Genomic DNA, 23,834 nt, shown 5'->3' on the forward strand with positions numbered 1-23,834 from the left:
CGCCGGCTCGAGACGGCGCCGACCGCGGACCGGAGTGACAGGAGATCGACCGCGGCCGGGGCAATCGCCCCGGCTGCGGTTTTTTCATGCGCGGCGGCGGAGAGCCCCTGCACCAACCCGAAGCGTCAGCGAGGGCTCCGACGTGCGAAGCAAGTCGGCCCGCAGCCGACGCCCTCGCTGACGCTTCGAGTTGATGTACCGAATCGGTCCGGAAGCGGGTTCTTCACCGTCAGAGAGCCGCGACGAACCGTGCCAGTTCCCCCTCCAACCGTCCCGGGGCCACGCCGAAGGCGGCGTGGAACGCGGCCCGGCGGGCCGCGGGGTCGTCCGCGTCGGCGGCGGTCGTTTCGCCGACGCTCCGCAGGTAGCGGGCGTAGCGGTCGCCGCGGGTGTGCATCAGGAAGAAGGTGAACGCCCACGCCTCGCCGTAAAACGTCAGCGAGTCGCGGCCGATCAGGTCGTCGCCGTGCGGGCCGGCGACCAGCGCGTCGAGGTAGCCGTCGGCGTGCGGCTCCGTCCGAAAGCGGTGCAGCCGGCCGGGGTTCACGCGGTCGCTCGGCCGCACCGAGCCGGCCGCGGAGAGAAACGCCGGGGCCTCCAACGCCGTGGCGAGCCCCTCGGCGACCCACCGCGGCGTGCCACCGGTACGATGGTGCAGGCCGGTGTTGAAGGCGATCTGGTGGACCGCCTCGTGGATCAGCGTCGCTTCAAAGGAGGCGTCCCCCGCCCCGCCCGGCGGCTCCCAGACGCTCAGCCGGTTGCTGATCGGGCTGTAATACCCCTTCAACGCCCGCGGCACGGACTGCGGCGAGGGGGAGGCTCCCTCCGCAGCGGCGGCCGCCGCGAAGGACGCAAAGCTGGGGTGCACCACGGCGATCAGCGGGAACTCCGGCTCCCGCGGCCGCACGCCGTGCCGGGCGAACCAGCCGGTGACCGAGGCGTAGATGCGCTCCAGCTTCGCCCCGAACGTCCCCGGCGTGCGGCTGGCGTGCCGCACCACGAGGTAATGCCGGGTGGCGAACACCGCTGCGTCGTCGTCGCTTTCGGCCCGCAGCCGGGCGGCCGCGGCGGGTGTCGGCAGCGGGGCGAAGCAGTCGTCGACCCGGCGAAACTCCCGCACCCCGGCCAGCGGAAGGGCGTGCAGGGCGCCGAGATCGTCCGTCAGCCAGGCGGCGTCGGACGTCCGCAGTTCCAACCGCCCCCGCACCGGGCCGTCGGGGCCGGTTAGTTCGATCAGCGACCGCCCCGCCGTCGGACGACCCCGCGGCTCCCGCCCCAGCGCCGTCCCGCTGAACAGCGTCGCGGCCAGCAGGGCGAGGACGAAGGCGATTTTCACTCCGACGGACACGACGACGCCTGACAGAAGCGGACGGAACGCCGAACCCTACCCCGCCCCCTTGCCGCCGGTCGGGGACGGGCGGACGCTGAACCGGTCCGCCGCCCGTCGCGGCCGCTGCGTTCCGCACCACCCGCCCCCGCCCGCCGAGGTCCGGCCATGTCGTTCGCCGCCCTGCTCGCCGTCGCGGCGACGCTCCTTCCGCTCGCGGGTCCCGACGAGGGGCCGTCCGAGGAGCCGACGCCGGAGCGGGTGGCGGCGTTGGTCGCGTCGCTCTCCGCCCCGTCGCGGTCGGAGCGGGCGCTGGCGGAGCGGGCGTTGATCGCCCTCGGCCCCGCCGCCGCCGATCTGCTGCCGGCGCCCGATTCCCCCGCCGCCCCGACCGGCGCCGCGGCGCGGGCGGCGTTGGAACGGGTCCGCACCGCCCTCGCCGCCCCGCCGTCGCTCTCCGCCGGGCCGTCCCGCCTGCCAATTTCCGAGTTGCCGCGGGGTTCGCTGCACGACCAATTGGCTGCGATCGCGGATCGCACCGGGAACGCCTTGGACCTTTCCGCGCTGCCGAAGGGGACGCTCTCCGCCGCGGGGCCGGACCTGTCGGCGGTCGCCGGGCCCGACGGCACGGCGACGTTCTGGGAGGCGCTGAACGCCCTCGCCCCCGGCCGGTTCGCCGTCGGGCGCGTCACGGAGGCGGGTCTGGCGCTGCTCCCGCCGGCAAAGGACGCCGCCCCCGCGGCGACGGCGGACGGCGTGCTGCGGGTCGAGATCGGCCCGGTCGCGGTGCGACCGCGGTTCGGGGCGGACGGCAATCTGTGGCGCGTGCCGGTGCGGCTGATCGCCGAGCCCCGCCTGCACCCGCTGACCGCCCGCCCGATCGACGGCGGCCTGACGGCGACCGCGGGCGGGGAGCGGCTGGCCCCGTTCAGCCCGGCGGCGTCGCGGGAGGCCCAGTTCGTCGACGGGGCGACGGCCTTCGCCGTCGACTTCCTCCCGCCCGCTGACGCCCCCGCCGCGGCCGCCCCCGCGGCGCTGACCGTCGGCGGGGCGTACGAGACGACCTTCATCCCCGGCCGCCGCACGTTCGCCTTCCCCGCGAACGCCGCCGGCGAGTCGCAGACCGCCGACGGGGCGACGATGCGACTGGAGAGCGTCACGACGAGCCCGGTCGACGCGGCGATCGCCGCCGCGGTCCTGTACGACGCCGACGGCGGCGGTCCGGCGTTCGAGAGTTATCAAACTTGGCGTTACGAGGTCGCCGTCCGCCTGCACACGACCGACGGGGCGACGCTCGAACCGACCGCTCCCCCGCGCGTCGTCGCCGAGGGCGCCGCCGCGGTCGCCGTGCGGGCAAGCTTTGACCTGCCGCCCGGCGCCGCGGTCGATCGCGTGGAGATCGCCGCCCCCGCCGCCCCAGTCACGGCGGCGGTGCGGTTCGAAGACCTGACGGCGCCGGTCGCTCCCCGCTGACCGGCCGGCCGATCAGTTCGAGCGTTCGCGGAGCGTCTCCGCGATGGGCTTAGCCCACGCCGGAACCGGTCCGTAGTGTTTTATTACTTCTCCGTCCGCCGCCCGCAGAATCAACCGGGCCGGCTCGCCGTCGACGGAGTTGTCGTAGAGGTAGAGCCGGTCCACCTCTGCAGCGACCATGCCGCAATTGGCGAGGGACCGTCCCCAACGGTCGATGATCTTTCGCAGCGGGACTTCGTGTCCCCCTTCCATCACACGACGGGCGACGCGGGCCGCATTGATCGTGGCGTTCTCGGTACAGACAAAAAACAGTCGCACAAAGAACCCCGCGGCCAGCCCGCGGCGAACGAAGTCGACCTTATCCGGTCCGGAAAAGACCGTTTCGAACGCAAAGCTCCGGCCGTCCGCCAAGCACGCCTCCCGACGGGCCGTGGCCGCTTTTGCGGCGGCGAGTACCGCGGCGGGGTCGTTCCAGTCGCCGAACTCGTCTCGGGCGATAGCGTCCGGATTGATATATTCGCAACCGGCAAACCATTCGTGCGCCAGTCCCTGCTCGGTGACCGTGGTTTTCCCAGAGCCGTTCGGCCCGGCGACGATCAGCAGGCGGGGCTTCGGCTCAAACGTTGGCTCCGGCGATCGCATCGCTTCAGCCACGGGCGCTGCGTTCCTGCACGCAACGGCGTTCCCGATCGATTCTGATCGCCGCAGCAGCCTCCGCCAACCGGGCGGCGGTCCAAGCGTCGGCCTGCTTCTTTCGCTCCATCGCCGCGTCCCGCGCAGCGACCATCACGGTCTGTAATTCGTCGTCGGTCGGCTCCGTCTCCGGGGCCATCAAATCGCGGGGCATGCTCGGAAACCCATCTCAGGTAAGTCGTCAGTTTATCGACCGGGCAGGCCCGATCACAGCAGCCACCAGACGAGGCCGGCGGTGACGGCGAGCATGGCGACGGCGACCGCCGCGGCGACCAGCGGGTTGTCCTCCAGCGCCTCGCCGTGGGGGGACTCGGCGGCGATCGGGCGGATCGCCTCGCGGAACGCCGCGAAGTTGTGCCAGTGGGCGAACACGCGGGCCCGGCCGGCCGTCGTGCCGAGGAAGATCGAGGCGAGCGAACCGGCGTCCGTCGCGGTGAGCCCGGCGACCCGGCCCAGCCCCAACAGGGTTCGCAGTCCCAACCCGCGGCCGCCGCCCACGCGCAGCTCCCGGGCGGAGCGGACGTTCTCGAACGGCGCCTCCCGCAGCGGTTCGACTCCCGCAGACAAGAAGTTTCGGGGCACGTGGCAGCGTTCGAAGATCACTACCCGGCGGGCCAGGTCGATCGTGATCCGCGGCCGGTCCGCGGCCGGGAACGAGCGGTCTTCGCAGACGATCAAGCCGGACGGCTCAGGCGAGGATGTCATGCACCACGTTGCCGTGCACGTCGGTCAGGCGGAAGTCGCGGCCCTGGTAGCGGTAGGTGAGCTTCTCGTGGTCGATGCCGAGTTGGTGCAGGATCGTGGCGTTCAAATCGTGGATGTGCACCGGGTTCTCGGTGACGTTGTAGCTGAAGTCGTCCGTCTCGCCGTAGACGATTCCCGGTTTGACGCCGCCGCCGGCCAGCCAGGTCGTGAAGCAGCGGGGGTGGTGGTCGCGGCCGTAGTTCTGCCTCGTTAATTTGCCTTGGCAGTAGACGGTGCGGCCGAACTCGCCGCCCCAGACGACGAGGGTGTCGTCCAGCAGGCCGCGGCGTTTCAGGTCCGTGACGAGGGCGGCGCAGGCCTGATCGACGTCTTTGCACTGTTTGGGCAGGTCGCCGGCGACGTTGCCGTGCTGGTCCCAGCCGCGGATGAAGATCTGCGTGAACCGCACGTCCCGCTCCGCCAGCCGACGGGCCAGCAGGCAGTTGGCGGCGAAGGTGCCGGGGACGTTCACGTCCGGACCGTAGAGGTCCAGCGTCTCCTGCGTTTCGCCGGAGAGATCCATTAACTCCGGCACGCTGGCCTGCATGCGGTAGGCCATCTCGTACTGGGCGATGCGGGTGGCGATCTCCGGGTCGCCGTATTCGTCCAGCGTTTTCTGGTTCAACGCCGCCAGCCCGTCCAGCACGTCCCGCCGGGCCGCCCGGGAGACGCCGGGGGGATCGGAGAGGTACAGCACTGGATCGCCCTTGCTTCGCAGGGCCACGCCGGCGTGACGGGTCGGCAGGAATCCGCTGCCCCAGAGACGATTATAGAGCGCCTGGGCGCTTTTCCGGCCGCTCCAGGAGGAGTGTAGCACGACGAAGGTGGGCAGGTCCTCGTTCAGACTGCCCAACCCGTAGCTGGCCCACGCCCCGGTCGACGGCCGCCCCGGCAGCTGGGAGCCGGTTTGGATATAGGTGATCGCCGGGTCGTGGTTGATCGCCTCCGTCCACATGCTTTTCACCACGCACAAATCGTCCACCACGGAGGCGGTGTGCGGGAGCAGTTCGCTGACCCAGGCGCCGTGCTGTCCGTGGCGGGCGAACTTGTATTTGCTGGGCGCCAGCGGGAAGCGGGCCTGCCCGCTGGTCATGGTGGTGATTCGCTGACCGTTGCGGACGCTGTCCGGCAGGTCCTCGTCGAACAGGTCGTTGAGTTGCGGTTTATAATCCCACATGTCGAGCTGACTGGGGGCGCCGCTCATAAACAGCGAGATCACCCGCTTCGCCTTGGGGGCGAAGTGCAGCCCGCCGGCGGCCGCGTCGCGCACCGGAGCGGTCGCCCCGGAGGACTCCGCGGCGCTCAGGTCGCGCCCCAGCAGCGAGCCCAGCGCGGCGGCGCCAATCCCGGCGCCCATCCCCCCGGCCGCCCGGCCGAAGAATCGGCGCCGGGTGAGGTGGAGATCGCGTTCGAGGGCGGGATGGGCGTTCATGAGCTTCGATTTTCGTTCGTGCAGGACGTCAGGCGGGGCGGTCGGCGGGGTTTCGTCGGTAATCCCAAACGCTCACGACGGCGACGGCGTTCCGTCCGAGGGTGAACAGTACGTCGTACGGCCACGGCCGACCGAGCGGGCACCGGCGGACGGGGCCGTAACGTTCGGTCTCGTAGAAGACCGGCAGCGACTCGGGATCAGCTCCAATGTGATTGATTGCAGCGTCGAAGGCGTTCAGGAACCGCGTGGCTAACTCCGGCCCGCCGGCCCGGTGGTAATAACGGATCGCGTCGGCGAGTTCGTCATCGGCGCGGGCGAGCGAACGGACGGTCACTCGGCGGCCCCGGGCGGATCGCTCGCTCCCGACAGTTGTTCGATGAGGGCGGTCATGCGACCGCGGACCCGCTCCCAAGGTTCGCCAAGGTCAGCGCCCTCGTGAAACGCCGCCACCCGGCGGTCGAGTTCCGCCCGTTCGGCGGCGGTCGGGACCGCGGGGCCGCCGGGCCGAAAGCCGGTCAGCCGGTCCGCCAGTCCAACCCGGTCTTCGTCAGACAAGGTCGACGCCTGCCGGTACAACGCTTCCGCCGCCGGACTGAGCGGGGCGAGTTTGAGGGCTTCAGCGGCGGGCATTTGATTCGGCGGTGGAGGTCTGGAATACGGTTCGCGGAGTCTACTGCGTCACGAACGCGTCGGTGTTCATCAGCAGGCTCGCCAGCAGGGTGAAGGCGGCGTGTTCGACTGGGTCGAGGGACTCGTTCCGCTCCGTGGCGCCGACGCCGAGCAGGTCGGTCGCGGCGGCGGGGTCGGCGGCGAAGGCGGAGCGGCGGGCGGTCAGCACTCGCTTCAAGACTGCCAGTTCGTCCGCCTCCGGTGTGCGGCCGACGGTCAGGCGGAAGCCGTGCGTCAGTCGTGCTTCGTCCGTCGTGTCCCCCTCGGTCAGCAGGCGGGCGGCGAGGTGGCGGGACGCTTCGACGAACTGCACGTCGTTCATCAGCGCCAACGCTTGCAACGGGGTGTTCGTCCGGCTGCGGCGGACCACGCAGGACTCCCGGCTGGGGGCGTCGAAGGTGGACAGGCTCGGCGGGGGGCTGGTGCGTTTCCAGAACGTATAGAGGCTGCGGCGGTGCAGCGCGTCGCCGTCGTCCCGCTGGAACTTGGCGGTGTTGGAATCGGTGTAGCCGACCGCCTCCCACAGCCCGTCCGGTTGGTACGGCTTCACCCCGGGGCCGCCGAGGCGTTCAACCAACAGGCCGCTGGCGGCGAGGGCCGCGTCGCGGATCGCTTCGGCGTCCAGCCGGTAGCGGGGGCCGCGGGCCAGCAGGCGGTTGTCCGGGTCGACTTGAAGCTGCTCCGGGCCGACTTCGGCGGAGCGGCGGAAGGCGGCCGAGAGCACGATCCGGCGGTGCAGCGCCTTCACGTCCCAGCCGCTCTCGATGAACTCCGCGGCGAGCCAGTCCAGCAGCTCCGGGTGGCTGGGCCATTCGCCCTGGAAGCCGAAGTCCTCGCTGGTGCGCACCAGCCCCGTGCCGAAGTGCTGCTGCCAGAGACGGTTGACCGTCACCCGGGCCGTCAGCGGGTGGTCCGGGTCGACCAGCCAACGGGCCAGGGTCAGCCGGTTCTGCGGCGCGTCCTCCGGCAGCGGGGGGAGCACGGCGGGGGTGCCGGGGTACACGCGGTCGGTCGGGTTGTCGTACTCGCCGCGCTCCAGCACGAAGGCCGGGCGGGGTTCGTTCTCGTCCCGCATCACGAGGGTGTTGGGCACGGTCGCGTTCAACCGGCTGATCGCCGCCCGCAGGGCGTTCAACTCCGTCTCGTGAGCGGCGAACCGCTCCTCAATGCGGGGGAACACAACGGCCCGGAAGTAATCCGCGAGGGCGGCCTCCTCCTCAGGGCCGCGTTGCTCGGCGGGCTTCCCGAGGACGGCGGCGATCTCCGCGGGGAGGCGGTCGGCGGTCTCGCTCTCCGTCACCGCGGCCTCCCAGGCGGTGCGGGCGGCGGCGAGGCGGAGCGCCGGGGCGGCGGTCGTCTTGAATCCGGCGGCGTCCCAGCGGACGTGGCCGCCCTTCTGGGTGAAGGCGAGGCCGTCGATCTCGTCGCCCGGTTCGATGCCGATCTCGCTCAGCGGGACCTCCAGTCGCGTCCACTGCCGACGCTCCGGCAGCTTGCCCTTGGGCAGCCGCGAGGGAGTGTCCACCGTACCGAAATTGATGGCGTTCTTGTTGCCCCAGATCGCCCGGTGGTCCCAGCCCTCGGACTTGGTGTGCACCTGGAGCATGATCGCCCCCGGGTTGCCGCCGTACTCGACGAACACATGCACGAAAGCGGTGTCCCCCTCCCGGGCGACGACGGGGTCGGTCGCCCCGGTGAAGAAGCTCTGGCCCTGGTAGCGGGTGTTCCGCTCCCAGCCGACGGCCCCGCTTTTCACCGGGCCCTCGTCCTCGGGGTACCAGCTCCAGCCGTTCACGCCGCCATCGTCCTCGTCCCCCTCCGGCTTGGCGCCGGCGGGGAGAGCGTCGTCCACCCAGAGGAAGTCCGCCCGCTCCGCAGGGTCGAGGGGCGCCGCGGACTCCGGCGCCGGGGCGTAATCCAGCCCGGCGATGTAGGAGCGGAAGGCGTGCTCCTCCGCGGCGATCTCGCTTTGCAGCCGGCCGCGTTCGGCCGTCTGCCAGGGGGCCTCCGCCCGCACGCTGGGCGGCGGGAGCAGGGCGTTGCCGTCCATCGGCGCGTCCGCGGCGCTGCGATAGTAGGCGTAGAGGCTGTAGAACTCCTTCTGGGAGATCGGGTCGAATTTGTGATCGTGACAGGCCGCGCAGCCGACCGTCAGGCCCATGAACACGGTGCCGACGGTCTCCGTGCGGTCGACGGCGTAGCGGACGCGGTATTCCTCGTCGATGCTGCCGCCCTCGCTGGTGGTCACGTTGCAGCGGTTAAAGCCCGTGGCGATGAGCTGATCCAGCGACGGCTCCGGCAACAGGTCGCCGGCGAGCTGTTCGACGGTGAACTCGTCGAAGGGTTTGTTTTCGTTGAACGCCCGCACGACCCAGTCCCGGTAGGGCCAGATGCTGCGTTCGTTGTCCAGGTGGAGGCCGTGAGTGTCGCCGTAGCGGGCGGCGTCCAGCCAGTAGCGGGCCCGCCGCTCGCCGTAGCGGGGGGAGGCCAGCAGCCGGTCGACCAACCGCTCGTAAGCGTCCGGCCGGTCGTCGTTCAGGAAGGCGTCCACCTCCGCGGGCGTCGGCGGCAGGCCGGTGAGGGTGAAGGTCGCCCGGCGGATGAGCTGCGTCTTCGAGGCCTCCCCGTTCACCGGCAGGCCGGAGGCGGCGAGTTCTTCGTTGAGAAAGGCGTCGATCTCGTTGTGCGCTGCGGCGACCGGCTCGCTGGGCGAGGGGACCGGCGGTTTGGCGATCGGTTCGAAGGCCCAGTGGCCGGTCCATTCGGCGCCCTGCTCGATCCAGCGGCGGAGCGTGTCCACCTCCGCGGGGGTCAGCGGGTCGCCCTCGCCCTCCGGCGGCATGGGGGCGTACTCGTCCGTCACCCGGTCCAGCAGCACGCTGGCGGCCGGGTCGCCGGGGACGATCGCGTGGCCGCCGCCGTTCAACTCGACGAACGCCCCCTCGGGGGTGTCGAACCGCAGCGGGGTCGAGCGGCCGGCCTCGTCGTTGCCGTGACAGAGGTTGCACTTGTTCGACAGGATCGGCCGCACGTCGCGGTTGAAGTCGATCGGCTCCTCCGCCACGTCCGCGGCGGCCTCCAGCTCGGGGGCGGCCGGGCGGTCCGGCCCCGCGGCGAAGCCGGCGGCGGTCAAACCGGCGGCGGTCAGGCAGGCGACGGCGAACGAAGCCGCGACGGCGGAGAAACGCATACGGGAGGGACCGGGGCGGGACGGCGGGGCGGGACCACGGGCGAGCGCGGCCCAAACAGTGTACGGGACGCCCGCGACAGCGTCACCCGCCTATCGGCGCCGGCCGATCCGGCGGCAAACCGCGACGCCGGACGCTACCGTGGCGTCGCTCCCCGTCAGTCCGATCCCTCGCCCGCCCATGCTCGTTCCCGCCCTGCTCGCCCTGTTGGCCCCCGGCGCGGGCGCCCCCGCAGACGAACCTCACGCCGGCCCGCCGGAGCGGCCGAACGTGCTGATCCTGTACGCCGACGACCTCGGCTACGGCGACGTCGGGGCGACGAACCCAGATTCCAAAATCCCCACGCCGCACCTCGACCGGCTGGCCGCGGAGGGGCTGACCTTCACCGACGCCCATTCCTCCTCCGGCATCTGCACGCCCTCCCGCTACGCCCTGCTGACCGGCCGGCACCACTGGCGGGACTTTCACGGGATCGTCAATTCGTTCGGCGGATCGGTGTTCGAAGACGGCCAGCTCACGCTGGCGCGACTTCTAAAAGAAAACGGCTACCGCACGGCCTGCATCGGCAAGTGGCACCTCGGCTGGGACTGGGACGCGGTTCGCGATCCGTCGGTCAAGCCGGTGGGCGACGGCCGTCGCAAGGGGCTGCCGCCGGAGGCGTTCGGCTGGTCCCAGCCGATCCCGGGCGGTCCGCTGGCGGTGGGGTTCGATCACTACTTCGGCGACACGGTGATTAATTTCCCGCCGTACGCCTGGATCGAAGACGACCGGGTCACGCAGGCCCCCACCGTCATGAAGGACGAATCGCTCTGGCCGCCGATCAAGGAGGGCAACTGGGAGTGCCGCCCCGGGCCGATGGTCGAGGGCTGGAACCCCTACGACGTGCTGCCGACGCTCGCCGACCGCGGGGTCGCCTATCTCAAGGAGCAGGCCGATGCGGAACAGCCGTTCTTTCTGTACTTCGCCTTCCCCTCCCCGCACGCCCCGATCATCCCGAACGACGAGTTCGACGGTGCCTCGCAGGCCGGGCCGTACGGGGACTTCGTGCATCAGACCGACCACGTCGTCGGCCGGTTGTTGAAGGCGCTGGAGGAGAGCGGCGAGGCGGAGAACACGCTGGTCGTCTTCACCGCCGACAACGGCCCGGAACGCTACGCCTACGCCCGGGATCAGCAGTTCGACCACTGGTCCGCCGAACCCTTCCGCGGATTAAAACGGGACATTCACGAGGGCGGCCATCACGTGCCGTTCTTCGTCCGCCTGCCCGGGGTGACGGAGCCGGGCTCGACGACGGACGCCCTCACATCGCAGGTCGACCTGTTCGCCACCGTCGCGGAGGCGACCGGTTCCGAACTGCCGTCCGACGCCGCGGCCGCCGACGGGACCCGTTATCAGGATTCTTATTCGCTCCTGCCGGTGTTGAAGGGGGCGGAGACCTCCGGGCGGGAGGCGATCGTGCACAACACCTTCAACAACGCCTACGCCCTCCGACAGGGCGACTGGCTGCTGATCGACGCGAAGACCGGCCACCACAGCGGGGTCGATCCGAAATGGTTCGCAAAGCACGACACGCCCCGGGAGACCGGCGACGTGCACCTCTACAACCTCGCCGAGGACGTCGGCCAGCGGCACGATCTGGCGGCGGAGCGGCCGGAGAAGACGGCGGCGCTGCGGGCCGCGTTGGACGCTGCCCGGGCGCCGGTTCCGCGGGTTCTGACGCCGGCGGGCCGCTGACGTCCGCCGCCTCGGGACCGGGGGCGCCGTGCGACCATCGGGCGGCTTTGATCCGATCGGAGGTCCGTTAGACTGCCCGATCCGGGCCGCGCCCGGTCCCGCTTCCTTCCCGCATTGCCCGTCCGCCCATGCTCGCCCCCGCGGTTTTATTGGTCCTCGCCCCGCTCACGTCCGCGGCGCCCGCCGACGCACTCGGCGGACCGGACGCCAAACCCCATTGGATCTGGGCCGACGGTGAGGCGACCTCCGGCCAGACGGTGCGGTTGCGCAAAGCGTTCCCCGGCGGGCCGCGGCCGAAGTCGGCCACGCTGACCGTCGCCTCCGACAACCAGGCGGTCGTCTGGCTGGACGGGACGAAGGTGCTCAGCAGCCGGTCGTGGTCCGAACCGAGCCGGGCGGACGTGACGGCGCTGGGGGGCGGTCGCTCCAAGGTGTTGTCGGTCGAGGCGAAGAACGAGGACGGCGCCGCCGCCGTGCTGGTCGTGCTCGATCTGGAATACAACGACGGCAGCAAAAAGCGGCTGGTCAGCGACTCATCCTGGAAGGTCGCCCCCGAGGGCGTGACCGGCGCCGGCTGGACGACGCCGGGCTTCGTCGGCGCTGAGAGTTGGGCGAACGCCAAGGACCTCGGCGCCCTGGGCGTGCAGCCTTGGGGCAACGTGCTGGAGAAGGCCCCGTCCGCCCCCGGCGCCACCCCGGCCGACGAGATCGAGTTGGCCGACGGCTACGAGATCGAACTGCTGTACTCGGTGCCCAAAGAGCAGCAGGGCTCCTGGGTCAGCATGACCGTCGACCCCAAGGGCCGGCTGATCGTCTCCGACCAGTACGGCAAGCTGTACCGCGTCACCCCGCCGCCGGTGGGCGAGCCGGACGGGGCGATCGACGTGCACCCGATGGAGGTCGACACCGGCATGGCCCACGGCCTGCTGTGCGCGTTCGATTCGCTGTACGTGATGGTCAACGACGGCGCCAACTCCGGCCTGTACCGGGCCAAGGACACGGACGGCGACGACCACTACGACACCGTCGAAAAGCTTCAGTCCCTCAACGGCCGCGGGGAGCACGGTCCGCACGCCATGCGGGAGGGCGCCGACGGCCGGTTGTGGGTGATCGTCGGCAACGAGACCAAGTTGCCGGAGGGCTACAACGAGGAGGAATCCGCCGTCAAAAACTTCGCCGAGGACCTGCTCCTCCCCCGCAACCCGGACGGCAACGGCCACGCCACCGGCCGACTGGCCCCGGGCGGGTGGATCGGCAGCTGCAAGCCGGACGGGACTGACTGGCGGATTCACGCCGCCGGCTTCCGCAACCCCTACGACATGGCCTTCAACGCCGCCGGCGAACTGTTCGCCTTCGACGCGGACATGGAATGGGACACCGGCACCCCCTGGTACCGGCCGACGCGGCTGAACCACGTCGTCCGCGGGGCGGAGTTCGGCTGGCGCTACGGCACCGGCAAATGGCCGGACTACTACGCCGACAGCGTCGGCAGCGTGGTGGACCTCGGTCTCGGCAGCCCGACCGGCGTCGAGTTCGCCCGCGGCACGAACTTCCCCAACCCGGAGGCCCTGTTCCTCGCCGACTGGACCCACGGGCGGGTGTTCGAGGTGACGATGAAGCCGGTCGGCGCCACCTACGCGGCGACCTTCCGCACCTTCCTCTCCGGCCGCCCGCTGCCGGTGACGGACCTGACGGCGAACCCGCACGACGGCGCCCTCTACATGACGACCGGCGGCCGGCGGACGCAGTCCGGGCTGTACCGTATCCGCTACGTCGGCGACGCCGCCCCGACGGAGCCGCAGGAGGACGCCGTCGCCGCGGTCGCCCGCAAGACCCGGCACATGCTGGAACGCGGCCACACCGGGGAGCCGGTCGCGCTGGACGCCCTCTGGCCGCACCTCGGCTCCCGGGACCGCGCGATTCGCTACGCCGCCCGGGTGGCGCTCGAACGGCACGACGTCGCCGAGTGGAAGGACGAGTTCGCCCATGAGACCCGCCCCAACGCGGTGATTCAGGCCGCCGTCGCCCTCGCCCGCACCGGCGAGCAGGCGGACCGCAGCCTGCTGCTCGACAAGCTGAACGCCCTGAACTTCGGCCGCCTGACCACGGAGCAGACCCTCGACGCGATGCGGGCCTACCAGTTGGCCTTCATCCGCCTCGGCGGACACCCCGACGACGAGCGGGCCGAGGCGCTGGCCAAGAAGCTCGTCGCCCTCACCCCCAGCCCGGAGGAGCGGGTCAACCGGGAGGCCGTGCGGCTGCTGACCTACCTCGCCTCCCACGACCCGATTCCGCCCAGCGCCCGCGGCGTCGTGGCCCTGGCGATGGACCGGCTGCGGAACGTCTCCACGCAGGCCGACCAGATGTTCTACCCCTTCATGCTGCGGAACCTCACCGGCCAGAGCGCCCTGTGGACCGGGGACCAGTACGAAACCTTCTTCGGCTGGCTGAACCTCGCCGAGACGAAGTACCGCGGCGGGAATAGCTTTAAGAAGTTCGTGGCCCAGATCCGCAAGGACGCCGTCGACAAGCTGCCCGAGGGGGCGAAGACGAAGCTGGCCGACGTGATCGACGCCCCGGCCCCGCCGGCGGACGTGGTCGAGGCGACCACCCGGCAGTTCGTGGCGAACTGGCAGATGCCGGACTTCGGCGACCCCAACGCCCAGATGGACGGCCGCGACCTGGAGGCCGGCCGCAGGGCCTATCAGGCGGCGAAGTGCGCCCAGTGCCACCGCTTCGACGGCGAGGGCGGCTCCACCGGACCGGACCTCACCGGCGTCGGCGGCCGCTTCGACGCCCGTTACCTGCTCGAAGCGATTCTGGAGCCCAGCAAGGTCGTCTCCGACCAGTACAAGGCGGAGCTGATCCTCACCGAGGAGGGCCAGGTCTATAACGGCCGCGTGACCGCCGAGGAGGACGGCTACGTCACCGTCCGCACCGACCCGTTCGGCGGGGCGACGGTGGACGTGCCGACTGATTCGATCCTCGAGCGGGTTCCCTCGGAGACCTCCGAGATGCCCAACGAATTGGTCAGCACGCTGGAGAAAAGCGAGATCCTCGACCTGATCGCCTACCTCCGCGAGGGCTCCCCGGCGACCACCAGCGCCGGGGCGACCGGCGACGGGGCCAACGGCGAGGGCCCGGTCAAAGCCGGCCCGACGCGGTAGCCCCGCCGTCGGCGGCCCCTTCGCCGAGTCTCAGCGGCCCGAACGCCCCCGGCGTTCGGGCCGTATTGCGTAGGGGCCGCCCCGGGCGGACGCAGCGGGCGGCGGCGGCGCTGATGCCCGGCGGCGTCCCGGCTAGGATCTCCCCCGCTCGCTCCTTCCCGTTCCCGAACGCTAACCCCCCCGTTCCGTGCCGGACGACTCCGCCCCCCGCCGCCCGCTGTTTCAGTCCGACGAGGACGCGACGCTCTCCCCGGAGGAAGTGAGCCTGCTGGAGGCCGGCTACGAGGCCGCCGTCGACGCCGTCCGCCGCAACGTCACCTCGGCGGGCTTTAGCGCCTGCTCCCTGAACGACAACACCGTCTACGGGACCGACGTGAACTACCGCAGCGTCTGGGCCCGGGACGGGGCGAAGACGATCTGCTGGACGCTGGATCTGGTGGACGAGGAGATCGACCTCTGCCAGCGGGCCACCCTGGAAACGCTGCTGGGCCACACCGCCGAGAACGGCCACGTGCCCTGCAACGTGACGATCGACGACGGCCGGCCGGAGTTCACCGGGGTCGGCGGGATCGCCTCCATCGACGCCGGGCTGTGGGTCGTGATCGCCCTGCGGGCCTACTGCAAGGCCCGGAACGACTGGTCGCTGGCGGAGAAGCACCGCGAGCGGCTGGAGACGATGATGGCCTGGCTCGCCGCCCAGGACAGCAACGGCGACGGCCTGCTGGAGATCCCCGAAGCCGGCGACTGGACCGACCTGTTCGCCCGCAACTACCACGTGCTCTACGACGAGGTGCTGTGGTTCCGCTGCCTGGGCTGCTACGCCGACATTCTGGAACAATTCGGCGACGACGACGGGGCCGCGCGATACCGCTCCTGGAGCAAGCGGGTCGGCCGGCTGATCCTCAAGAATTTCTGGCCCAGCACCTCCCGGGCGGAACCCCCGGAGGACCCCAACCCGCTGCACAACGTCCCGCTGCCCAGTTTCGCCGACGCCCAGTTCGCCCTCGGCGACGCCCGCTACCTCGTCGCGGAGGTCAGCCCGTTCGCGTTCAGCTGGCGCTGCGACGTGTACGCCAACCTGCTGGCCTTCATCACCGGACTGGTCGACAAGGACCGGGCGTTGATGACCTTCCGCTTCCTGTGGGGCGTGGGCGTCTCCGACCCCTGGCCGGTGGAGAACCTCTACCCCGTCGTGCAGAGCGGCGACCGGGAGTGGAAGGACTACTTCACCGTCAACCTGCTCAACCTCCCGCACCACTACCACAACGGCGGGATCTGGCCGTTCGTCGGCGGGCTGTGGGTCCGCTACGTTCACAAACTCGGCATGAAGGACCTCGCCAAGCGGGAACTCGTCAAACTGGCCGAGTGCTGCAAGCTGGGCGTGGGCCGGGAGTGGGAGTTCAACGAGTGGCACCACGGTCAAACCGGCCGGCCGATGGGCAAGGCCTATCAGGCCTGGAGCGCCGCCAGCTTCGTGAAGGCCTGCCACTCGCTGCACGTCGACCCGGAGCACGCGACGCTCACGTAAGGGAAACAGAGGGGAAAGGGGCGAGGCGGAAGGCGGAAGGCCTTCAACCGGGGACGGTTAAGGTTGCAGGGTGAAAGAGCCGTCGGCGCCGACGCGGCGCCGTCAACCTGCAACGTTTCACCTTCACCCCAAGCCCGTCCCCGTCGCTCTCGCCTGACGCCTTTCTCCTCGCCCCTTCATGCTCAACGATCACGTCCTCTGGTATGTCGTCGTCGGGCTGCTGACGGCGTCGATGGGCCTGCTGGCCCCGTTGTTGAAGCGGCCGTGGATCTCCGCCCCGCAACTGCACATGCTCGCGGGGCTGGGGATCGGCCCGTTGGGGTTGGGGCTGATTTCGCTGAACTGGGTCCGCGACGCGGGCCTGCTGGAGGTCCTCAGCGAACTGGCGGTAATCGTCTCGCTATACGCGGCAGGGATGAAGATGCGGCTGCCGATCCGCGACCGCCGCTGGATCACCCCGGCCGTGCTGGCCTCGCTGACGATGATCGCCACCGTCGCGCTGGTCGCCGGAGCCGGCTACGCGATGCTCGGTCTGCCGCTGCCCGCGGCGCTGCTGCTGGCCGCCGTGCTGGCCCCCACCGACCCGGTGCTGGCCGACGAGGTGCAGGTCGAACACCCCTGCGACGACGACCGCCTCCGCCGGGCCCTCACCGGGGAGGCCGGCTTCAACGACGGCACCGCCTTCCCCTTCGTCCTGCTGGCGGTCGGCCTGATCGGGCGGCTGATCGATCAGGACCTGCACCCGCTGGGCGAGGGCCTGTGGCGCTGGCTGCTCGTCGACTGCGTGTGGAAGATCGCCGGCGGACTGGCCTTCGGCACCCTCGCCGGGCGGGCGTTCGGCTGGCTGATCCTGTACTGCCGCAAACGGCTGGAGCCCGGCGCCGGGGCCGAGGAGTTGCTCACCCTCGGTCTGATCGGGCTGACCTACGGGCTGGCGTTGCTGATCGACACCTACGCCTTCCTGGCCGTCTTCGCCGGCGCCGTCGCCCTGCGGGGGCTGGAGATTCAGGAACCTCACGCCGCCGAGTGCGACCCCGCCGAGGCCGTGCTGGACGACTGCGGCACGGAGCCCGGCCCCCCCGCGGACGGCGCGTCGAACGGGAACGCCGGGTGCGAAGCGGTTCTCTCCGAGACGGAGGAGTCCGACGACGCCCCCGCGGCGTGGGAGCTCGCCCAGGAGCAGACCCGCGTGGCGGACGCGCTGGAACGGATGGTGCAGCTCTTTTTGGCGGTGGTGATTGGCCTGCTGCTCTCGCCGGCCCGGGTGGGGAACGTGCGGGCTTGGCTGTTCGCCGCGGTGGTGCTGTTCGTCGCCCGGCCGCTGGCCCTCTACGCGACCACTTGGTTCTGCGACCTCACCGGCCCGCAGCGGCGGCTGACGGCCTGGTTCGGCATCCGGGGAATCGGCACGATTTACTACCTGTCGCACGCCTTCGGGTTGGGCGTCGGGGAGGCGATGCCGGAGTTCTCCGCCGGGCTGGCCGACTGCGCGATCCTCACGATCGCCGCCAGCGTGCTGCTGCACGGTTTCACGGTGACGCCCCTGATGAACCGCTACGCCGAACGATACGCCGATCCTCCGACGGCCCCGGCGGATCGGCCCTCGGGCGGCAAGGTGTGAACCCTCGCCCCCTCTGCCTCACCGGCCCCGCCGACGAGCCCCCCCCGGCAGATGGGGATCGTCCCCTATGGGCCGCCACGGGGAGCCGATAGGTTCGGGTGGTCTTCTCCCCGAAAGAGCCTTCCCCCCGATGGCCGCCAGCGCGCCCAAGCGCATTTTAATGATTTCCACCCACGGCTACGTCGCCGCGGAGCCCGAATTCGGCAAACCGGACACCGGCGGGCAAGTCGTTTACGTGCTTGAATTGTCCAAGCAACTCGCCCGGATGGGTTATCACGTCGATATCGCCACCCGCCGCTTCGAGGATCAGCCGGCGCTCGAAGAGGTGGACGAGCGCGTCCACGTGCTGCGATTCCCCTGCGGCGGAAACGACTTCATTCCGAAGGAAGTTCTTTGCAACCATATCCCCGAATGGGTGCAGAACGCCGCCTCCCACTTTAAGGAGCAGGGGCTGAGCTACCAGTTCATTAACTCTCATTACTGGGACGCCGGGCTCGCCGGACAGGCCCTGAGCAACCGGCTCGCCGTGCCGCACCTGTTCACGCCGCACAGCATCGGCGCCTGGAAACAGTCGCAGATGGACGGCGATCCGGCGGAGTTGGAAAAGAAGTACAACTTCACCCATCGGATTCGCGAAGAAAAAACCGTCTTCGACGAGTGCGACGTCGTCGTCGCCACCACCGGTCAGCAATACGACCTGATTACCGGCCCGAATTACGACACTCCGCCGGACAAGGTCGCCGTGATCCCTCCCGGTTACGACGACACCCGTTTCTTCCCCGTCTCCCAGGCCACCCGGCACGCGTTGAAGGAAGAGTTCGACGCCGCCGGTCCCACCGTGATGGCGCTCGGCCGGCTGGCCCGGAACAAGGGATACGACCTGCTGCTCCGGGCGATGCCCGTGGTCTTCGACCGGGTCAAGGACGCCAAACTGATCCTCGCCGTCGGCTCCGACGAGTTGAACGAGCAGGAAAAAGAGCTGCAAGCCGAACTGGAGGAGATCGCCGCGGACCTCGGCATTGAGGATCGGGTCGAGTTCCGCGGCTACGTGCCGGACGACCAGCTCGCGGATTATTACCGCATCGCGGACGTGTTCGCCCTCTGCAGCCGGTACGAACCGTTCGGCATGACCGCCGTCGAGGCGATGGCCGTCGGCACGCCGACCGTCGTCACCACCGAGGGCGGTCTTTGGCCGCTGTTGGTCTGGGGGCTTGAAGCCCTCTACGCCGACCCCTTCGATCCCGACGCCTACGGACACGCGATTGCCCAGATCCTCACCCACCAACGGGTCAGCGATCAATTGGCGAAGTACGGGTCGCAAAAGGCCCGGGCGAAGTTCACCTGGACCGGCGTCGCCCAGCAGGTCTTAAACCTGCTGGATCAAGTCGATCATCCGTCGGAACACGAGACCGCCGCGACCGTGGGGCTGGGCAAACACGCCGCCGCCGCTCCGCCGCTGCTCGCGACGGAGACGAGCGCCGGCGACGGGCCGGGGGCGTCCCCCGCCGGCGCCGCCATGCCGGCGGAACCGGTGCTGGAGGCGATGGCTTGAGCCCCGGCCCGACCTCGGACGTCGCCCCGACCTCCGGCGCCGCCCCCGCCCCCTCCCGCGCCGACGCGCCCCGGTTCGATTGGCTGCTGATCTCCGACGTGGACGGCACCCTGCTGGGGCCGGACCACGCCGATGCGGACAGCGCCGACGCCGCCGGCCTCCGCGACTTCGCGGCGTTTTACGAGGAACGCCGCGAACGCGGGGAGTTGGGGCTGGTCCTCAGCAGCGGGCGGTTCGCCGCCAGCGTGCTGGAGAGCGTCGCCGCCACCGAGCTGCCCACGCCCGACGCCGTCATCGGCGGCGTCGGCACGGAGATCTTTGTCCGGGATCACATGGGCGAGTTCCCCGAACCGCTGGCCGACTGGCCGGCGACGTTCGAGAACTGGGACGCCGAGGCCGTCCGCTACGCCCTCGCCACGGTCCCGCGGCTGATCGTCCAGCCGGAGAAGTTCCAGTCGGACTATAAAGCCAGCTACTACCTGCCCCGCGCCAAACCGGGGGAGTTGGAGACGATCGAGCGCCGCATCAAGGACGCCGGAGTGGCGGCCCGGATCGTGTACAGCTCGAAGCGGGACCTCGACGTGCTGCCGGTCGCGGCGGACAAGGGGAACGCGGCGGTGTTCCTGTCGGAGTGGTTCGGCGTGCCGCCGGCGCGGGTGGTCGTCGCCGGGGACAGCGGCAACGACGCCGCGATGTTCCGCGGGGACTTCCGCGGGATCGCCGTCGCCAATGCCCTGCCGGAACTGCTGGCCCACGAGCACCCGCACCTCCACAAAGCGACCGGCGTCGCCGCCGCCGGCGTGCGGGAGGGGCTGGACCATTGGACGGCCGCCCCGGCGTAGCCGCGCGGCGACGGAGCCGGACGGAGACGGGGGCGTCGGCCGTCCCCGTTCAAGGTTCGGCCCTCCGTTTACCGTGCGGCGTGGGCGCGAGCCGAGGGCGTTTGGCATCCGACGATCGCGGGCGCCTCATGAACGAGGGCGTCGTTCGTCAGGGCGTCCACCATGAAGAGCGCGAAGTCCACGCGACGGGTCAGGTTGCTCTTCAGGGCGGGATCGCCGACGTGCCGGCTCCAGACGGGGAGCCCCTGGCTCTCGCCTTCCTCAAGATCGCTCCCGCGGACCACCGTCCACCGCGTGTCGCTTTCGAACACCCGCCGGCACGCTTCGACCTGGTCGTCGAGCTCCGCCAGGCGAAAGAGCCTCGCCAACCCTCCGAACACCTTCAAAAACGCCTTCAGCTTCCACGTGTAGACGTCCTTGCCGTCCCACGGGATGTGCCAGCCGCAGGAAAAGACGAGGCGGGCGTCCGGCTCCGCGAAGTCCAATACCGCCTGCGCCGTGCCGGACGAGTACTGTTGGACGCCCCAGGGGACCAGCACCGTCAACACGCCGTCGCACCCCGAGACCGCCTGCCGGATCACGTCGCGGTCGTTGGTCGGGCCGGGGACGACGGCGATTCGCCCGTGGAACTCGTCGAGCTTGCTCACGCTCTGCTCGCGGCAGACGCCGACGACTTCGTAGCCGCGGTCCAGCGCGTGTCGCACCATGTAGCGTCCGAGCTTCCCGGACGCGCCGACGACGCAAACCTTTTTCATAATCTCCAGCGGTTGAAGCGCCCCACGCCCCGCGGCCCGATAGCCTGCCGCCCGCGGAAGCAGACCTTCAACCGGCGACCTCGTCAACTCGCGGGCGTCGACGACCCGCGGCCCGCGCGACCTGCACGCGGCCCCGCCCTGCCCCGTCAGCGGGCTTCCGCCCCGTCAACCGGCCTCCGGGCTGCCGGCTGGCGCCGGTCGGTTCGCTGCCGGCGGTTCTCGCGGCACGCTCGGTTCCCGCGACGCGAAGAACCGCCCGATCGCCTCGTCGCCGACCTCCTCCGCGGCGGCTTCGCCTTTCTCGAACAGGGCCTCCAGCTTATCGGCGGCGTCGAGCGTCCAAGTGTCGTCCGGCAGGTCGAAGTTCACGCCCATCAGGCGGTCGCCGAGGAAGAACTCCGCCGGCAATTCCGTGCCCTGCTGCATGCTGTGGCCCATCACGTCGGCGATGTGCCGGGCCCAGTACAGGCTGCCGGCGTCCGCCCCCGGCGGGCTGAGGGAGTACGTCGCCCGACCGGTGCCGACGGAGAGCACCTCGATCCCGGTCACGTCCACGGCCTTTTCGAAGTCGGACCGGCGGTCGTGCTCGGCGTCCTCCAGCCCCGCGGCACCGCTGGTGAGGGCGACGGCCTCCGCCACGGCCAGCACCGTCGGGTTGTTCGCCCACACGCCGCCGTCGCAGTAGGCCTCGCCGTCGATCACCTTGTGCGGGAAGTAGGTCGGGGCGGCGGTCGCGGCGACCAGCAGGTCCACGATCCTGAGATCCCGCTGACAGCCCCGCCCGCCGGGCAGGTGGCCGGTGCGGAACAGGTGGATGCGGCCCTTCGACAGGTTCACGGCCGGCACGATCAGCCGGACGCCCTCCAGTTCGCCCAGCGTAAGGTCGCCGAAGGCGGTCACGAAGGCGTCGGTGAGGTGAAACGGGCAGTAGCGGGCCCGGAACATCTCGTCCATCGGCAGGCCGGCCTTCCGCTGGAAGATCCAGTTCGCCAGCGGATACAGCGGCCGCACGCTGGTGCGGGGGCGGAAGGGCTCGCGGGGGTGGAAGATCTCCGGCCCCTGCTCCCGGTAAAACTGCACGAGCCGCTCCGCCGACAGGCCCGAGGCCAGCCCGCAGGCGAGGATGCCCCCGGTGCTGGCGCCGGCGAGCAGATCGAAGTGGGCCGCCAGCGGTCGGCCGGTCGCCGGGAGGACGCGGCGCTCCAGCGCGGCGAGGAACCCGGCGCCGAACGCCCCCCGCAGGCCGCCGCCGTCGAGGGAGAGGATGCGGAACATCGGCGTCGGCGCGGCTCGGAACGACGGGCGGAACAGGTCTGAGGAGGCTCGTCCGTCCCGCGTTATAGCGGCGGGGCGCCGTCACGACCGCCGCGGCGGACCGCGGGTCGGCCGCCTGCGTCGGAAGGGACTCGCGTTCGGGGTGTCGCGGGGCCGGGCGAGCGGCATGATGGGGGAAACCCGCCCGTCCGGCCGGGAGCGTCCGCGCCGCCCGCTCCGTCCCGTCGTCCGTTCGCTGCCTTCGTCCGTCGATGTTCGACCCGCCGTTCCCCCCGGACCGCACCCCGCCCCACCGGCTGCGGTGCGACGTCGCCGTGCTGGGGGCCGGGTTCGGCGGGAGCCTGATCGCCTGCTGTCTGCGGGCGTGCGGCCGCAGCGTGGCGCTGATCGACCCCGGCCGACTGCCGCGATTTAGTCTGGGCGAAACGCTCACCCCGCACGCCGCCGCCCTGCTGACGACCCTCGCGGAGCGGTTCCGGCTGAATTGGCTCCCCCCGCTGCTGGACCCCGCGGAGGGGGACCGCGGCGGGCCGGGGGTGCGGTCCGGCCGCTGTCGCGGCGCCGTCTGGGCGCCGGTCGGAAAGGCCGGGGAGCCGCCCGGCGACCCGCTGACGGTGCCCGCCGCCGGTCCGCGGGGGGCCCTCTGGCACCGGGGGGACGTGGACGCGTTCGCCGCTGCCCGGGCCGTCGCCGCGGACGTCGTGTTCTTCGACCGCACCCGGCTGCGACAGGCCGCACGCCGCTCCGGGGGCGGCTACCTGCTGAGCGGAACGCGGGACGAACGGGCCGTCCCGCCGGCCGGCGCCGGGGGGAATCCGGCCAGCCCGGTGGAGGTCGAGGCGGACTTCCTGATCGACGCCGGCCCCCCCGGCGGGATGCCGCGGGCCGAGGGCGACGCCGGCCTCGCCGGCCTGCTGGGGTTGCCGGACGAGGTCGCCTCCCTCGCCAGCAACACGCGGCTGACGTTCGCCCACCTCAGCGAACTCGACCCGCCGAACCTGCCGATCGTCGGCCAGAGCGACCCCGCAGACGGGGCGGTCGTGCATCACGTCTTCGCCGACGGCTGGTACCGCGAACTGCGGTTCGCCGACGGCACCGCCAGCGTGGCCCGGTCCGGCCTGTGCGAATCCGCCCCGGCGACCGGCGCCGGGAGCAACGGCGGCGGGGGGAACGGCGCCGACGGGGATCCGTTCCGGTTGAACGGCTGGGGCAGGTTGCGGGAGCGGCACGGGCGATCCCGCCACGCGGCGCCCGGGACGGGGCCGATCTCGACCGGGCGGTTCCAGCGCCGGACCGGCCGCGTGGCCGGGGCCGACTACGCCCTGCTGCCCGCCGCCGCGGCGGCGATCGACCCGCTGCACGACCCGGACCTCGCCCACACCGCCGCCGCCGTGCTGCGGCTGGGGAGCCTGCTGGAATCGCATTGGGGCCGCCCGTCGCTGACCGCGGAGCTGGACCGCTACGCCGCGACCCTCGACCGGGAGCTGACCCGGATCGACGGCCTGGCGGCACCGGCCTACGCGGCGCTGGGCGATTGGGAGACGTTCCGCCTGGCCGTCCAACTGCACGACGCTGCAGCCGCCGGGGCGGAGGCCGCCGGGCTCGTGCCGGAGGAGGACGGCGGAGAGTTCCTGATGGCCGAAGACCTCGACTTCACCGCCGCGGCGAGCGACTTCGCGGCCGGCGTGGGCCGGCTGAGTGCCGCCGAACTCGCCGCCGGCCTGCGGGCCCGCCTGCCGCACGCCGGCGACCGGTTCGTCACGTCAGCCTGACGGCCGGAGGCTGTTTCAGAACCTCGGGAAGAACCAACCCGAAGCGTCAGCAAGGGCCTTTC

The 23,834-nt window shown here is 71.1% G+C and carries 18 protein-coding genes; 8 read left to right on the forward strand and 10 right to left on the reverse strand.

Going from position 1 to position 23,834, the window contains the following annotated elements:
- Positions 1 to 229: 229 nt before the first annotated feature.
- The gene (locus tag ACG2DA_RS01280) at positions 230 to 1,336 is read right to left on the reverse strand and encodes a DUF1570 domain-containing protein (protein ID WP_395253646.1); all 1,107 of its coding nucleotides are present in this window, start codon (positions 1,334 to 1,336) and stop codon (positions 230 to 232) included.
- A 159-nt stretch (positions 1,337 to 1,495) separates the two neighbouring features.
- On the opposite strand from ACG2DA_RS01280, the gene ACG2DA_RS01285 reads away from it, so the two are divergent.
- Positions 1,496 to 2,800: a hypothetical protein gene (locus tag ACG2DA_RS01285; RefSeq protein WP_395253647.1), complete on the forward strand. Its 1,305-nt coding sequence runs from the start codon at positions 1,496 to 1,498 to the stop codon at positions 2,798 to 2,800.
- Between the two features lie 12 nt (positions 2,801 to 2,812).
- On the opposite strand, the gene ACG2DA_RS01290 is transcribed toward ACG2DA_RS01285, so the two are convergent.
- The 7 genes from ACG2DA_RS01290 to ACG2DA_RS01320 are packed head-to-tail and all read right to left on the reverse strand — an operon-like array spanning position 2,813 to position 9,528.
- Entirely contained in the window at positions 2,813 to 3,442 is a 630-nt protein-coding gene (locus tag ACG2DA_RS01290; RefSeq protein ID WP_395253697.1) for an AAA family ATPase, read from the reverse strand.
- A 4-nt stretch (positions 3,443 to 3,446) separates the two neighbouring features.
- On the reverse strand, positions 3,447 to 3,647 hold the full coding sequence (locus tag ACG2DA_RS01295; protein ID WP_395253648.1) for a hypothetical protein: 201 nt from the start codon (positions 3,645 to 3,647) through the stop codon (positions 3,447 to 3,449).
- Positions 3,648 to 3,700: 53 nt separating this feature from the next.
- Positions 3,701 to 4,198 carry a hypothetical protein gene (locus ACG2DA_RS01300; RefSeq protein WP_395253649.1) on the reverse strand — a complete coding sequence of 166 codons (498 nt, stop codon included), beginning with the start codon at positions 4,196 to 4,198 and terminating at the stop codon, positions 3,701 to 3,703.
- Positions 4,182 to 5,669, reverse strand: a complete 1,488-nt coding sequence (locus ACG2DA_RS01305) for a DUF1501 domain-containing protein (RefSeq protein ID WP_395253650.1) — start codon at positions 5,667 to 5,669, stop codon at positions 4,182 to 4,184. Before ACG2DA_RS01305 ends, ACG2DA_RS01300 begins: the two co-directional genes overlap by 17 nt.
- A gap of 28 nt (positions 5,670 to 5,697) precedes the next feature.
- Positions 5,698 to 6,003, reverse strand: a complete 306-nt coding sequence (locus ACG2DA_RS01310) for a type II toxin-antitoxin system RelE/ParE family toxin (protein ID WP_395253651.1) — start codon at positions 6,001 to 6,003, stop codon at positions 5,698 to 5,700.
- On the reverse strand, positions 6,000 to 6,299 hold the full coding sequence (locus tag ACG2DA_RS01315) for an addiction module protein (RefSeq protein WP_395253652.1): 300 nt from the start codon (positions 6,297 to 6,299) through the stop codon (positions 6,000 to 6,002). Before ACG2DA_RS01315 ends, ACG2DA_RS01310 begins: the two co-directional genes overlap by 4 nt.
- 40 nt (positions 6,300 to 6,339) lie before the next feature.
- Complete coding sequence (locus ACG2DA_RS01320; RefSeq protein ID WP_395253653.1) at positions 6,340 to 9,528, reverse strand: PSD1 and planctomycete cytochrome C domain-containing protein; 3,189 nt, start codon at positions 9,526 to 9,528, stop codon at positions 6,340 to 6,342.
- Positions 9,529 to 9,706: 178 nt separating this feature from the next.
- Here ACG2DA_RS01320 and ACG2DA_RS01325 point away from each other — a divergent pair, with 178 nt between their 5' ends.
- From ACG2DA_RS01325 to ACG2DA_RS01350, 6 genes are all read left to right on the forward strand, one after another.
- Entirely contained in the window at positions 9,707 to 11,260 is a 1,554-nt protein-coding gene (locus tag ACG2DA_RS01325; protein ID WP_395253654.1) for an arylsulfatase, read from the forward strand.
- Between the two features lie 128 nt (positions 11,261 to 11,388).
- Positions 11,389 to 14,427: a c-type cytochrome gene (locus ACG2DA_RS01330; RefSeq protein WP_395253655.1), complete on the forward strand. Its 3,039-nt coding sequence runs from the start codon at positions 11,389 to 11,391 to the stop codon at positions 14,425 to 14,427.
- Between the two features lie 187 nt (positions 14,428 to 14,614).
- Positions 14,615 to 15,955 carry an amylo-alpha-1,6-glucosidase gene (locus ACG2DA_RS01335; RefSeq protein ID WP_395253656.1) on the forward strand — a complete coding sequence of 447 codons (1,341 nt, stop codon included), beginning with the start codon at positions 14,615 to 14,617 and terminating at the stop codon, positions 15,953 to 15,955.
- 178 nt (positions 15,956 to 16,133) lie between these two features.
- A complete protein-coding gene (locus ACG2DA_RS01340) occupies positions 16,134 to 17,576 on the forward strand; it encodes a cation:proton antiporter (RefSeq protein ID WP_395253657.1) in 1,443 nt (480 codons plus the stop codon).
- Positions 17,577 to 17,706: 130 nt separating this feature from the next.
- Positions 17,707 to 19,128, forward strand: coding sequence for a glycosyltransferase (locus tag ACG2DA_RS01345; RefSeq protein ID WP_395253658.1), 1,422 nt, complete (start codon positions 17,707 to 17,709; stop codon positions 19,126 to 19,128).
- Positions 19,125 to 19,970 carry an HAD-IIB family hydrolase gene (locus tag ACG2DA_RS01350; protein WP_395253659.1) on the forward strand — a complete coding sequence of 282 codons (846 nt, stop codon included), beginning with the start codon at positions 19,125 to 19,127 and terminating at the stop codon, positions 19,968 to 19,970. The genes ACG2DA_RS01345 and ACG2DA_RS01350 overlap by 4 nt, the downstream gene beginning before the upstream one ends.
- Positions 19,971 to 20,038: 68 nt before the next feature.
- Here ACG2DA_RS01350 and ACG2DA_RS01355 read toward each other — a convergent pair whose 3' ends face one another.
- The gene (locus ACG2DA_RS01355; RefSeq protein ID WP_395253660.1) at positions 20,039 to 20,725 is read right to left on the reverse strand and encodes an NAD(P)-dependent oxidoreductase; all 687 of its coding nucleotides are present in this window, start codon (positions 20,723 to 20,725) and stop codon (positions 20,039 to 20,041) included.
- Between the two features lie 165 nt (positions 20,726 to 20,890).
- Positions 20,891 to 22,000, reverse strand: a complete 1,110-nt coding sequence (locus tag ACG2DA_RS01360; protein WP_395253661.1) for a patatin-like phospholipase family protein — start codon at positions 21,998 to 22,000, stop codon at positions 20,891 to 20,893.
- A gap of 251 nt (positions 22,001 to 22,251) precedes the next feature.
- Here ACG2DA_RS01360 and ACG2DA_RS01365 point away from each other — a divergent pair, with 251 nt between their 5' ends.
- Complete coding sequence (locus tag ACG2DA_RS01365) at positions 22,252 to 23,772, forward strand: hypothetical protein (RefSeq protein ID WP_395253662.1); 1,521 nt, start codon at positions 22,252 to 22,254, stop codon at positions 23,770 to 23,772.
- Positions 23,773 to 23,834: the final 62 nt, after the last annotated feature.

Source organism: Alienimonas sp. DA493 (genome assembly GCF_043951915.1).
GTDB lineage: Bacteria > Planctomycetota > Planctomycetia > Planctomycetales > Planctomycetaceae > Alienimonas.